Raw genomic sequence first — 13690 nt, forward strand, 5'->3', positions numbered from 1 at the left:
GGCTCAGGCCTGAAGCCGGGCCTGACCCCGAGGCTTCATCAAAGGAGGAGATGGAAATGGCGGAGATATATTACGAGAAAGACGCGGACCTCTCCCTGCTGAACGGGAAGACGGTGGCCGTGATCGGATATGGCAGCCAGGGACACGCCCATGCCCTCAACCTGAGGGATTCCGGCGTCAAGGTGGTTGTAGGCCTGCGCGAGGCGGACCCCGACGTCGCCAAGGCGAAGGAGGCCGGTTTCGAGGTGCTGGGGCTGGCCGAGGCCGCCGCGGCGGGAGACATCGTGGTCATGCTGGTGCCGGACCAGTTCCAGAAGGAGGTCTACGAAAACAGCGTCAGGCCGGGCCTCGCGAAGGGGAACGCCCTCTTCTTCGCCCACGGCTTCAACATCCACTTCAACCAGATCATCCCGCCTTCCGACATCGACGTGATCATGGTCGCCCCCAAGGGTCCCGGACACATCGTGCGGCGCATGTACGAGGAAGGGAGCGGCGTGCCCTCGCTGGTAGCCGTGCACCAGGACTACACGGGGAATGCGCTGGCCACCGGCCTCGCCTACGCCAGGGGCCTGGGGGCTACCCGTGCCGGCGTGATCAGGACCACCTTCGAGGAGGAGACGGAGACCGACCTTTTCGGCGAGCAGTGCGTGCTCTGCGGGGGGGTCACCGAACTCGTCCGTGCCGGTTTCGACACCCTGGTCGAAGCGGGATACCAGCCGGAGATCGCCTACTTCGAGTGCCTGCACGAACTCAAGCTCATCGTGGACCTCATCTACGAGAGGGGCATCTCGTACATGCGCTACTCCATCAGCGACACGGCCGAGTACGGCGACCTCACGCGTGGCCGACGCATCATAACGGAGGAGACGCGCCAGGAGATGCGCAACATCCTCGAGGAGATCGTGAGCGGGAAGTTCGCGGGCGAATGGATCCTGGAAAACCAGGCGGGGCGCCCGGCCTACAACGCCCTGCGCCGCCGGGACGCTGAGCACCTCATCGAGTCGGTGGGGCGCGAGCTGCGCTCCATGATGAGCTGGCTCCCGCAGGAGTAAACGCCAACCGCGGGGGAGAAATCGTCACGGATTTGTGGTAGTTTAAGGTTGCGGGGACCGGAGTGTCCCGCGGCCGTTGTATAGCCGGTACTGATTACCAGGAAAAGGACGATTGCGGTGAAGGTTACTCTGAAAACGGCAGGGTTCCTGGAGGGAGGTACTTGATGATACGCAAGGAATACCTGATGACGCCAGGACCAACGCCCATCCCACACCAGGTGAGCCTGGTCCAGGCCGAGCCCATCATCCACCACCGCACTCCGGCCTATACCGAGCTGTTCGTGCGCATGGTGGAGGGGATGAAGAAGGTCCTCTTGACCGAAGGCGATGTGCTCACCTTCGCGGCCTCGGGGACCGGGGCCATGGAGGGCGCGGTCTCCAACTGCTTCAGCCCCGGCGATCGCGTACTGGTGGCGGCGGGAGGCAAATTCGGCCAGCGCTTCGGCGAGATAGCCAAGGTCTTCAAGCTGGAGGTGGAGTCCTACGATTACCCCTGGGATGAAGCGGCCGACCCGGCGGTCATAGCGCGTTACCTGGAGGAGAAGCCGGACATCAAGGGGGTGTTCGTGACCCACAGCGAAACCTCCACCGGCGTGGTCAACGACATCGCGGCCATTGGAGAGGTGGTCAAAGACACGCCGGCCATCCTGGTGGTCGATTCCATCAGCGGCGCGGGCGCCCTGGAGCTGCGCACCGACGCCTGGAACGTCGACGTCCTGGTCACCGGCTCCCAGAAGGCCCTAATGACCCCGCCCGGCCTGGCGGTGGCCGCGGTAAGCCCCAAGGCGTGGGAACTGGTGAAAAAGGCCGAGTCGCCGGCGTACTACTTCTGCTTCCTGAAGGCGCGTAAGAAGTATGATTCCGACAACCCGGAGTCGCCCTACACCCCGCCCGTCAGCCTGGTCAAGGCCATGTCCACTGCCGTCGACTTGCTGCTCGAGGAGGGCCTGGAGGAGGCCTGGGAGAGACACCGTGTCCTGGCCATGTGCACCCGGGCCGCGGTGCATGCCATGGGGTTGGAGCTCTTTCCCAAGGAACTGGAGCGCGCCTATGCGGTGACGGCGGTGAAGGCGCCGCAGGGCATCAGCGGGGGGGACATCGTCAAGCACATGAACCGCGTGCACGGCGTGATCATCGCCGGGGGGCAGGACAGACTCAAAGGCAAGATCTTCCGCATCGGCCACGTGGGGTACTACAACTTCCTGGACATGGCCGTAGCCATAACCGCCCTGGAGATGACCCTGGCTGACCTGGGTTTTTCTTTCCAGCTGGGCTCGGGCGTGGCGGCTGCGGAGAAGGTATACTTGGAGATGACGTCCTCAGCGGGGGAGTGAGCACCGGAAGGCGGCGGGCGCCGCGGCGGTGGAAGGGAAGGGCCGCCGCTGCGCATCCGTTTAGGATATGTATACAAGCAACGACGGGAACGGGGGGAAGAGGAATTGGCCAGGATCCTGGTGAAAGAGAAGATCGCGGCGGCCGGCGTGGAGCTGCTGCGCAGGGATTTCGAGGTGGATTTCCTTCCGGAAATGTCCCGGGAGGAGATGCTGGGGCGCCTGGGCGAATATGAGGGACTGATCGTGCGCTCGGCCACCAAGGTCGACGCCGAAGCCATAGCGGCCGCCAGCAGGATGAAGGTGATCGGGCGCGCCGGGGTGGGGGTGGACAACATCGACGTCGAGGCCGCGACCAAGCGCGGGATCATGGTCATCAACGCCCCCCAGAGCAACATCATCTCCGCGGCTGAACAGACCATGGCCCTGCTCATGGCCATGTGCCGCAACATTCCCGACGCCGTGATTTCCCTGCGGGAGAAGTGCTGGGACCGCAAGCAGTTCGAGGGCGTGGAGCTCTTCCACAAGGTCATGGGCATCGTCGGCCTGGGCCGCATCGGAACCCTGGTGGCCCACCGCTGCCAGGCCTTCGGCATGCAGGTCATCGCCTACGACCCGTATGTCTCCGAGGAAAAGGGGAAGAAACTGGGGATAGAGCTGGTCTCCATGGACGAGCTGCTTGGCCAGGCGGATTTCATCACCGTCCACCTGCCCAAGACCCCGGAGACCCACCACCTCCTGGGGGAGGCCGAGTTCGCAAGGATGAAGGACGGGGTGCGAGTGCTCAACGTGGCGCGGGGCGGTATCGTAGACGAAGACGCCCTCTACGCGGCCCTGGACGGTGGCAAGGTTGCCGCGGCCGCCCTGGACGTGTTCGAGAAGGAACCGGCGACGGAGTGCCCCCTCATCGGGCATCCCAAGGTCATCGCCACGCCCCACCTGGGGGCCTCCACCCAGGAGGCCCAGGACCGCGCGGGGACCATGATCGCCGAGTTCGTGAGCGAGGCCCTCAGGGGCGGTTTCGTAGCCAACGTGGTCAACCTGCCGGTGCCGGCGGAGGTGGACGAATCGGTGCGCATGTTCATGCCGCTGGCGGAGAAGCTGGGCCTGCTCTTGACCCACCTGGTTGAGGGTCACGTGAGCGAGATAGAGGTGGAGTACCTGGGGGGGCTGGCGGGCTACGAGACCGGAGTGCTCACAGTGGCCGTGCTCAAGGGCTTCTTCGAGAAGATCGTCTTCGAGCCGGTCAATTATGTAAACGCCCCTCTCTTCGCCAAGGAACGGGGCATCGCCGTGCGCGAGACCAAGTCCGAACAGACGCGCGATTACGTCAACCTGATCATGGTGCGCGGGCGCCGCGATGGCGACGAGGTGGCGGTGGGGGGCACCCTGGTGGGCCTCTCCAACGCGGAGCGCTTCGTACACGTCTACGAGTACGACATCGACCTCGGCCCCTCGCAGTACATGGCCTTCTTCCGTTACGCCGATATCCCCGGCATGATCGGCAAAGTCGGGACCATCCTCGGGGACAACGGCATCAACATCGCCCACATGCAGGTGGGCAGGCGCAAGATAGGCGGAGAGGCGGTCATGGGCATCAACGTGGATATACCCATTCCTGAAGAGGTTATGGAGGAAATCCGCGCCATCCCCGACGTCAACGACAGCAGGTTCATCACCCTGTGGTAAGGGATTTGGGGGCTTACGGCAGTATAATCAGGGACAGGTCGGCGTTAAGAAGCCATACGGAAAGGACGGAGCGATGACGCAGAGGATATACATCTTCGATACCACACTGCGGGACGGCGAGCAGGCGCCCGGGATCAGCCTGAACCAGCGCGAGAAGGTCGAGATCGCCGAGCAACTGGCCCGCCTCGAGGTGGACGCCATCGAGGCCGGGTTCCCCGTCTCCAGCCCGTCCGACTTCGAGGCGGTAAAGTCCATCGCCAAGAACGTCAAGGGCCCCATCATCTGCGCCCTGGCCCGCACCGACCGCAACGACATCGACTGGGCCTGGGAAGCCCTGATGTTCGCGGAGCGCCCCCTCATCCACACCTTCGTATCGACCTCCGAGTACCACATGAAGTACCAGCTCAAGAAGGGCCCGAAACAGGTGCTGGAGATGGCCAGGGACGCCGTCGCCTATGCCCGCAAGTACGTGGAGAACGTGGAGTTCTCGGCCATGGACGCCACCCGCTCCGATCCCCGGTTCCTGTACGAGGTGTACGCCGCGGCCATCAAGGCGGGGGCCACGGCCATCAATATACCGGACACTGTGGGGTACGCCATACCCGACGAGTTCGCCGCGCTGGTGCGGGGGGTCATCGAGAACGTCCCCGGGGCGGAGGATGTCATCGTCAGCGTGCACTGCCATAACGACCTGGGACTTGCGGTGGCCAACTCCATGGCGGCGGCCCGCGTGGGCGCGCGCCAGATAGAATGCGCCATCAACGGCCTTGGGGAGCGCGCCGGCAACTGCTCACTCGAGGAGATCGTGATGATCATCAACACCCGCAAGGACGCCACCGACATGACCACCGGCGTGAAGACGCGGGAGATCTACCAGGCCTCGCGCCTGGTGTCCATGCTCACCGGCTACAGCGTCCAGCCCAACAAGGCGGTGGTTGGGGACAACGCCTTCGCGCACGAGTCGGGCATCCACCAGGACGGGGTGCTCAAGCACCGCGAGACCTACGAGATCATGCAGCCCGAGGACGTGGGCTTGGTGGAATCGGAGATCTACCTGGGCAAGCACTCCGGCCGGCACGCCCTCAAGACCAAGCTGGAGGAGATGGGCTTCTACCTCGACGACAAGGGCCTGGAGCGGGCGTTCATCCGCTTCAAGGAGCTGGCGGGCAAGAAGAAGGAGGTGGCGGTCAAGGACCTGGAGGCCATCGCCCTTGACGAGATCCGCACCCTGGAGGAACTCTTCCAGCTCGAGTACATGCAGTCCTCCTCGGGCACGGGGGCGGTTCCCATCGCGGCGGTTAAACTGTCGCGCGAGGGCAAGAGCTTCGAGGCCACCTCCACCGGCGACGGACAGGTAGATGCCGTATGCCGGGCCATCCTCAAGGCCACCAAGATCAAGGCCAAACTCAAGGCCTATCAGGTGCAGGCCATCACCAAGGGGCTGGACGCCATGGGCGACGTAACCGTCAAGCTGGAGATAGAGGGAGACGAGGTGGTGGGGCGCGGCGTCAGCCCGGATATCATCGAGGCCAGCGCCCGCGCCTACATCAACGCCATCAACCGGGCGGTGCAGAAGGGCCTGATGGAGAAGAAGAAGCTGGCCCGGCAGGCCAAGTCCTCCGGTGCGGCCAAGAAAGCCCCAGCCAGGAAAGCCCCGGCCAAGAAGGCCGCCGCCAAGCGGGCCAAGGGCTAGACCGTTTCCGGGTGGATCCACATGGGACAGACCATCACCGAGAAGATACTCGCGTGGCACGCCGGGCGCGACGAAGTGTTTCCCGGCGAGCTGATAAACGCACGTGTTGACCTCGCCCTGGCCAACGATATCACCGCGCCCCTGGCCCTGGATGCCTTCCGCGAGATGGGGGCGGAGCGCGTGTTCGATACCGCCAGGGTGGTGCTGGTACCCGACCATTTCGCACCGGCCAGGGACATCCTCGCCGCCGAGAACTGCGCCAGGATCAGGGAGTTCGCGCGGCGGCAGGGGCTGGAGCACTACTACGAGGTGGGCAGGGTAGGCATAGAGCACGTGTTGCTGCCCGAGGAAGGCCTGGTGCTCCCGGGCGAGCTCATCGTGGGTGCCGATTCACATACCTGCACCTACGGCGCGCTGGGGGCTTTCTCCACCGGCATGGGCTCCACGGACCTGGCCATGGCCATGGCCCTGGGGGAGGTCTGGCTGCGGGTACCCGAGAGCATGCGCCTGACCTACACCGGAGAACTCAAGCCCTGGGTGGGCGGAAAAGACCTCATCCTGCATACCATCGGCAGCATCGGGGTGGACGGCGCGCGCTACCGGGCCATGGAGTTCACCGGCCCGGCCATCGATTCGCTGTCGATGGAGGGGAGGTTCACCATGGCAAACATGGCCGTGGAGGCGGGGGCCAAGAACGGAATCTTCGCCGTGGACTCCAAGACCCGCGCCTGGTTGGAGAAGCGGGCGCGCCGCGACTACCGCGCCTTCGCGAGCGACCCCGACGCCGCGTACGCGCAGGAGCTATGCTTCGACGTTGAGCGCCTCGAGCCACAGGTGGCCTTCCCGCACCTGCCTTCCAACGTGCGCCCCATCTCGCGGGCCGGAGAGGTAAAGATCGACCAGGTGGTCATCGGCTCCTGTACCAACGGGTGGCTGGAGGACATAGAGACCGCAGCCCGCATCCTTGAGGGCAGGGAGGTGCATCCCCATGTCAGGACGATCATCTTCCCGGGCACGCCGAAGATCAAGCTGGAGATGATCCGCCGCGGCTGGATGGAGACCTTCATCAGGGCCGGGGCGGTGGTCAGCACCCCCACCTGCGGCCCTTGCCTGGGCGGCCACATGGGAGTCATCGCCGCGGGCGAGAGGGCGGTCTCCACCACCAACCGCAATTTCGTGGGACGCATGGGGCACAAGGAGGGCGAGGTGTATCTCAGCGGCCCGGCCGTGGCGGCGGCGTCCGCGGTGACCGGGCGCCTCACCGACCCCAGGGAGGTGATGGGAGGATGACGGACATGGTCCTGGAGGGAAAGGCCTGGCGCTACGGGCGCGACGTCGACACCGACGTGATCATCCCCGCCCGCTACCTCACCCTCACCGACCCCGCCGAGCTCGGCGCCCATTGCCTGGAAGACCTGGATCCCAAGTTCGCGGGACGGGTAAAGGCGGGAGACTTCATCGTGGCGGAGGAGAACTTCGGTTCCGGCTCCTCGCGGGAGCATGCTCCCCTGGCCATCAAGGGGTGCGGGGTGTCGTGCGTCATCGCCTCCTCCTTCGCCAGGATCTTCTACCGCAACGCCATCAACGTTGGCCTGCCCATCCTGGAATGCCCGGAGGCGGTGAGGGATATCGGAAAAGGGCATCGCCTGCGCGTGGACCTGGAGAGGGGCACGGTGGAGAACCTCTCCACCGGCAGGGTCTTCGAGGCCCAGCCCTTTCCGGAGTTCATGCGAGAGATAATCGCCCTGGGCGGGCTGGTCGATTACGTGAGGGAGCGGCTGGAGAACAAGGGTTGATGAGGGCGGCGCGGGTGAGGGTGTCCACGGGCCGGGCGGGCCAGGAGAGAGACCGATAAAACGAGGGACGCGAGGTGAGACGATGTACAAGATAGCGGTAATCCCCGGCGACGGCACGGGGCCCGAGGTGGCCAGGGAGGGCGTAAAGGCCCTGGAGGCCGTGGCGGATGTGGCCGGGTTCGACTACGACTTGAAGTTCTTCGATTACGGCGGCGACCGTTACCTGAAGACGGGCATGGTCCTCGCCGACGAGGAGCTCGACGGCCTGCGCGACTTCGACGCCATCTTCCTGGGCGCCATCGGCCACCCCGACGTCAAGCCGGGCATCCTGGAGCAGGGCATCCTGCTCAACATACGTTTCGCACTGGACCAGTACATCAACCTGAGACCGGTGAAGCTATATCCCGGGGTTGACACCCCCCTCAAGGACAAGGGGCCGGAGGACATCGACTTCGTGGTGGTTCGCGAGAACACCGAGGGCCTCTATGCCGGCACCGGAGGGTTCCTGCGCAAGGGAACGCCTGAGGAGGTGGCGGTGCAGGAGAGCGTAAACACGCGCAAGGGGGTCGAGCGTTGCCTGCGCTTCGCCTACGAGTACTGCCGGCGCCGCGACCGCGAGCGCAAGCTCACCCTGTGCGGCAAGACAAACGTCCTCACTTACGCCTGGGACCTGTGGGAACGCGCCTTCGACGAGCTGGCGCCCGAGTACCCGGACATCACCACCGACTACGCCCACGTGGACGCTATCTGCATGTGGTTCGTGAAGAACCCGGAGTGGTTCGACGTGGTGGTAACCGACAACATGTTCGGTGACATCATCACCGATCTCGGGGCCATGATCCAGGGGGGTATGGGCATCGCGGCGGGTGGCAACATCAACCCCGGGGGCACCAGCATGTTCGAACCCATCGGCGGGTCGGCGCCGAAGTACACCGGCAAAGACGTCATCAACCCCCTGGCGGCCATCTGCGCGGTGCAGATGATGCTGGACCACCTGGAGGAGAGAAAGGCGGCGGACTGCATCGAGAAAGCGGTCATGCGCGTGTGTTCGCAGGACCTGGAGTCCATGTCGGCGGGCAAGATGGGCAAATCGACTACAGAGGTGGGGGATCTTGTCGTAAAATACATCAGAGAGGACTAGAAGCAGGCGGCGCCGCGCGGCGCCCCTTTTAGCGCAACGGGTTCTGGAAGGAGACCACATGCCGATCCCGGAAGTAGAGAAGATCTGGATGGACGGAGAGCTGGTGGACTGGGCCGAGGCCAAGATCCACATCCTAACGCATACCTTGCATTACGGCTCGGGGGTGTTCGAGGGCATCCGCGCCTACGAGACCCCGCGGGGGGCGGCGGTGTTCCGCCTCGCGGATCACATCAAGCGGCTCTACCGCTCCGCGTCCATCTACCATATGCCCATGCCCTACACGCAGGAGGAGATCATCGAGGCCACCAAGACGGTCATCCGCGCCAACGGCCTCAAGAGCTGCTATATCCGCCCCCTGGCCATCCGGGGTTACGGGGAGATGGGGCTGCATCCCCTGAACTCGCCGGTCAACGTGGCCATCGCGGTATGGCCCTGGGGCGCATACCTGGGGGACGAGGGCATAGAGCACGGTGTGCGGGCCAAGGTGTCGTCTTTCCGGCGTAACGAGTCCAACTCCATCCCCACGGCAGCCAAGGCCACCGGCCAGTACCTCAACTCCATCCTGGCCAAGATGGAGGTGGTGGAGGCGGGGTACGACGAGGCCATCCTGCTCAACATGCACGGCCACGTCGCGGACGGATCGGGGGAGAACGTGTTCGTGGTGCGCAACGGCGTGCTGCTCACGCCGCCCACCACTTCGGGCGCCCTGGAGGGGATCACGCGGGATTCCATCATCCGCATCGCCGAGGACTCCGACATCCCCTGCCGCGAGAAGGACCTGGCGCGCACCGACCTCTACACCGCCGAGGAGGCCTTCTTCACCGGCACGGCGGCGGAAGTGGTGCCCATCCGCACCGTGGACGACCGCGTCATCGGTGATCCCGGACCCATTACCCGGCGCATCCAGGAGAAGTTCTTCGCCATCGTCAAAGGCCGGGAGAAGGAGTACGAGAACTGGCTGGATTACGTGGATTGAGCGTCGCCAAGACATCTCGCGCGCGGCTGTCTCTGGAGGGTTTGATTGGCTGACACGGTCATACAGCTGTACGACACCACCCTGCGCGACGGCGCGCAGATGGAGGGCGTGTCCCTGTCGGTCGAGGACAAGATAAAGATCCTGCGCCGCCTGGACGAGTTCGGCTTCCACTACGTCGAGTGCGGTTATCCCGGCTCCAACCCCAAGGACGCCGAGTTCTTCCGCCGCCTCCCCGAGGTGGGGCTGAAGCAGGCAGTGCCCGTGGCCTTCGGCTCCACCCGCAAGGCGATGATCGGGACGGACAAAGACAAGGCCCTGGAGGACCTGCTGCGGGCGGAGACGAGCGCGGTTTGTATAGTGGGCAAGACCTGGGAGCTGCACGTGCGCACCGCTCTGCGCACCCAGCTCGACGAGAACCTGTACATGATCGCGGACACGGTGGACTTCGTGAAGCGCCGCGACCGCAAGGTCATCTACGACGCCGAACATTTCTTCGATGCCTACAAGAGCAATGCCCGCTACGCCATGGACACGGTGAAGGCGGCGGTGGAAGCCGGTGCGGACTGGGTGTGCCTCTGCGACACCAACGGCGGCACCCTCCCCTCAGAGGTGAGGGAGATCATGCGGGCGGTGCGGGACGAGATAGGAGTTCCCCTGGCCATCCACGCCCACAACGACAGCGAGTGCGCCGTGGCCAACAGCCTGGTGGCGGTGGAGGAGGGGGCGACCATGGTGCAGGGCACCATAAACGGTTACGGCGAGAGGTGCGGCAACGCCAACCTCTGCTCCATCATCCCCGCCCTCATGCTCAAGATGGACCGCACCGCCGTCTCCGAGGACGATCTCTCCGGACTCACCGAGCTCTCACATTTCGTGAGCGAGATCGTGAACATGAAGCCGAACTCCCACCAGCCTTACGTGGGCCAGAAGGCCTTCGCCCACAAGGGCGGCATGCATGTGAGCGCGGTCACGCGCGAGCCCGAGACCTACGAACACATCCGGCCGGAGGCGGTGGGCAACGTGCAGCACATCGAGGTCTCCGAGCTCTCGGGCAAGAGCACCATCATCATCAAGGGCAGGGAGCTGGGGCGCGACCTCACCCAGAGCCCGGAGAAGGTGCAGGAGATCCTGGACGCCATCAAGGAGATGGAGCACAGGGGATATCACTTCGAGGCGGCAGACGGGTCCCTGGAGCTGCTCATGCGCCGCCACCTGGGCATGCACAAAGTCTTCTTCCGCCTGGAGAGCTTCCGGGTGATAATGGAGAAGCGTGAGGACGGCAAGGTGATGACCGAAGCCACCATCAAGGTGCACGTGCGCGGCAAGCGGATCATCGCAACCGGGGAGGGCAACGGCCCGGTGAACGCCCTGGACACCGCGTTACGCCTGGCCATCGGCCGGGCCTACCCCGAGCTGGACGACATCGACCTCGAGGACTACAAGGTGCTCATCCTCAACCCGGAGAAGGCCACTGCCGCCGTCACCCGCGTGCTCATCGAGAGCGGAGACGGCGAGAAGACCTGGGGCACCATCGGCCTCTCCGAGAACATCATCGAGGCCTCCTGGCAGGCCCTGGTGGACTCCATAGAGTACGGCCTCCTGCACCGCAAAGCCTAGGGGTCAGGTCTTGGATTTTGGATACCGGGGTATGTAAGGTGCGACTTATCCTTATCTAACTGGGTGTTTATTACCACTCATAATCCAAAATCCAAGACCTGGAATGACCCTATAAAGGAGATGATGATGAAGCTGGCGAGATACACTTACGATGGCCGCGTCTGCTACGGCGTAGTGGAGGGGGATGTCCTGCATGAGCTGGTGCGCCCGCCCTTCGGCGGCATCGAGACGCAGGGAAATACCCGCGGCCTCGCGGAGGTGGAGCTGCTGCCCCCCGTCTTCCCCCAGAAGATCGTCTGCGTGGGACTGAACTACCGCGACCATGCGGAGGAGTTCGGACTGCAGCTGCCCGAGGACCCAGTGCTGTTCATGAAGCCGCCCTCCGCCCTGCTTCCCCCGGGAGGCGCCATCGTCTACCCGGAGATGAGCGGACGCGTCGACTACGAGGCGGAGCTGGTGCTGGTGTGCGGGAAGGGATGCCGCAACGTCGCACCCGCGGACGCTCCTGAATACATCCTCGGTTACACCAGCGGGAACGACGTCACCGCCCGCGACCTGCAGGTGAAGGACGGCCAGTGGACGCGTGCCAAGAGCTTCGACACCTTCTGCCCGCTAGGCCCCTTCGTCGACACCGACGTCGACCCCGCGGACCTGGCCATCGAGCTCCGGCTCAATGGCGAAGTGCGCCAGTCGTCGAACACCGGCAACATGGCCTTCAGCCCGGCGGAGCTGCTGAGCTTCGTCTCTCGCATCATGACCTTCTATCCCGGCGACGTGATCATGACCGGTACCCCCTCCGGCGTAGGGGAGATGCACCCCGGCGATGTGGTAGAGGTCGTCATCTCCGGCCTCGACCCCCTGAAGAACACAGTCGTTGCACCTTAGAAGGCGTGCCGGTTCCTCTGCAGGAGCATTTTGGCAAAGCCGCGCAGTGTCCGATAATCCAGAATGAATACGACCGGCGCTGATTAAAGATGATAGTCGGAAAGGATGAAGAAATGGGTTTCCTGATCTTCGTTCTATGTATAGTCCTCTTGCTTGTCGTCCCGGCTGTACTTGCTTGTGCGGCTTATGAAAACTGGAGAGAGAAGCGTAAAGAGTCAGGAAAAAAAGCCAGCAAGGAGATAAGCCCTTTTTAAGACTTTGAAGTATAGCCCAATATATCTTTTCGTACTCGCTGGAGCCTTTTTAGCGGTTTCCCTGGCGACATTGATAGTGCTATTGGTGAAATGACATGGAGACGGATTACAAGCGGGCCATAAAGTACGCGCTGGAGGAGAAGCGGCTGTGGGCCGCGGGGCTCATCGCCGCCCTGGCTTTTTCCCAGGCGTGGTGGATCGTCTTCGGCTGGGGTCCGGAGTACCTGGGCGAGCGGTGGGAGCGGGCGCTGGGAGGGCGCCTGGGGGAAGCCGGCGCCTTCTTCGCCTTCTTGCTGGCGGCGCTGGCCGCCTTCGTGGTCTTGAAGGCATTTGGCTACCTGGGCGAGATGCTCCTGGTGCGCCAGGTGGCGGACGGGCAGATAGGTGAGATCCCCGCCTTCACCCAGGCCTTCTCCGGGTCGCAGCGCCGGTACCTCCCCTTCGCCGTTACCCTGCTCCCCTGGGACGCGCTGCGTATCGCCCTCATATATGCGCCCGCCGTGATCATCGCGCTGTGGGACAGGTGGGACCCCAGCCTGGACCACATCTTCCTCTACCTAGCGGTCATCCTGCTGTGGTTCGCGGTGATGGTGGCCTCGGAGTTCTTCGTGGGCATAACGGCGGCGCTGGCGGCGCGGTTCTCCCTTCTGGATGGAAGGGCTATTGGTGAGGCCTGGCGGGAGGGTTGGGGACTACTCCGCGCCCATACCATGAAGTGCGGGTTGGTATGGCTGCAGGTTCTCGCCGCCGCCGCAGCTTTCGTGGTCGTCGCCTGGCCGCTCTCCGCCCTGCTGCCATGGGTGGCCGACCAGGTCGCCGACCCCATCGGGTTCGCTCCCGCGCGGTGGCTCATGCGCATCATAGCTTACGTCCTGCTGGCAGGTGGCCTCATCGTCATGCAGGCCGGAGTGCAGTGTTACAGGTCGTCGCTATGGACCATGACCTATCTCCGGCTAGTGGGAGAGGGCACAGGCGAGAGCTTGGGCCCCATTCCCCTGGACTCAAGGGACGACGTGGAGACCTTCCAGCCGCCCCTCACCGACCTGCCGGGACCTCCCCCGGACTTCATGCCCTCTTCCTGAATATAACCCGAGGCCATCGGCCGCAGAACCCGGTATCCTCACCGCGTTGGCGAACGGGCACCGTTAATGCGGTCCCTCCTTATACCGATGGAGATAATATATAGGTAATGGTATAGAGAACGGCCACGGACTACGCGGGGATCCCATGCGCAGACCGTCACATCGCCCAAGGAC

The 13690-nt window shown here is 64.1% G+C and carries 11 protein-coding genes; all 11 read left to right on the plus strand.

Features of this window, described 5'->3' with window-relative positions:
• The first annotated feature begins 56 nt into the window (after positions 1-56).
• The 11 genes from ilvC (at position 57) to AB1384_00915 (ending at position 13516) form a co-directional block, all read left to right on the plus strand.
• Positions 57-1052, plus strand: a complete 996-nt coding sequence (gene ilvC, locus AB1384_00865; protein ID MEW6552824.1) for a ketol-acid reductoisomerase — start codon at positions 57-59, stop codon at positions 1050-1052.
• 164 nt (positions 1053-1216) lie between these two features.
• Complete coding sequence (locus tag AB1384_00870; GenBank protein MEW6552825.1) at positions 1217-2386, plus strand: alanine--glyoxylate aminotransferase family protein; 1170 nt, start codon at positions 1217-1219, stop codon at positions 2384-2386.
• 105 nt (positions 2387-2491) lie between these two features.
• Positions 2492-4072, plus strand: coding sequence for a phosphoglycerate dehydrogenase (gene serA, locus AB1384_00875; GenBank protein ID MEW6552826.1), 1581 nt, complete (start codon positions 2492-2494; stop codon positions 4070-4072).
• A gap of 73 nt (positions 4073-4145) precedes the next feature.
• The gene (locus AB1384_00880) at positions 4146-5765 is read left to right on the plus strand and encodes a 2-isopropylmalate synthase (protein MEW6552827.1); all 1620 of its coding nucleotides are present in this window, start codon (positions 4146-4148) and stop codon (positions 5763-5765) included.
• Positions 5766-5786: 21 nt separating this feature from the next.
• Positions 5787-7055, plus strand: a complete 1269-nt coding sequence (gene leuC / locus AB1384_00885; GenBank protein ID MEW6552828.1) for a 3-isopropylmalate dehydratase large subunit — start codon at positions 5787-5789, stop codon at positions 7053-7055.
• 5 nt (positions 7056-7060) lie between these two features.
• Positions 7061-7561: a 3-isopropylmalate dehydratase small subunit gene (locus tag AB1384_00890; GenBank protein ID MEW6552829.1), complete on the plus strand. Its 501-nt coding sequence runs from the start codon at positions 7061-7063 to the stop codon at positions 7559-7561.
• 82 nt (positions 7562-7643) lie between these two features.
• Complete coding sequence (locus AB1384_00895) at positions 7644-8702, plus strand: 3-isopropylmalate dehydrogenase (protein ID MEW6552830.1); 1059 nt, start codon at positions 7644-7646, stop codon at positions 8700-8702.
• 58 nt (positions 8703-8760) lie between these two features.
• A complete protein-coding gene (locus tag AB1384_00900) occupies positions 8761-9678 on the plus strand; it encodes a branched-chain amino acid transaminase (protein ID MEW6552831.1) in 918 nt (305 codons plus the stop codon).
• A 45-nt stretch (positions 9679-9723) separates the two neighbouring features.
• On the plus strand, positions 9724-11295 hold the full coding sequence (gene cimA, locus AB1384_00905) for a citramalate synthase (GenBank protein ID MEW6552832.1): 1572 nt from the start codon (positions 9724-9726) through the stop codon (positions 11293-11295).
• A 126-nt stretch (positions 11296-11421) separates the two neighbouring features.
• Positions 11422-12180 (plus strand): fumarylacetoacetate hydrolase family protein, encoded by a 759-nt coding sequence (locus AB1384_00910; GenBank protein ID MEW6552833.1) that lies wholly within the window; start codon positions 11422-11424, stop codon positions 12178-12180.
• A gap of 349 nt (positions 12181-12529) precedes the next feature.
• Entirely contained in the window at positions 12530-13516 is a 987-nt protein-coding gene (locus AB1384_00915; GenBank protein ID MEW6552834.1) for a hypothetical protein, read from the plus strand.
• Positions 13517-13690 lie beyond the last annotated feature (174 nt).

Source organism: Actinomycetota bacterium, assembly GCA_040757835.1.
Lineage (GTDB): Bacteria > Actinomycetota > Geothermincolia > Geothermincolales > RBG-13-55-18 > SURF-21.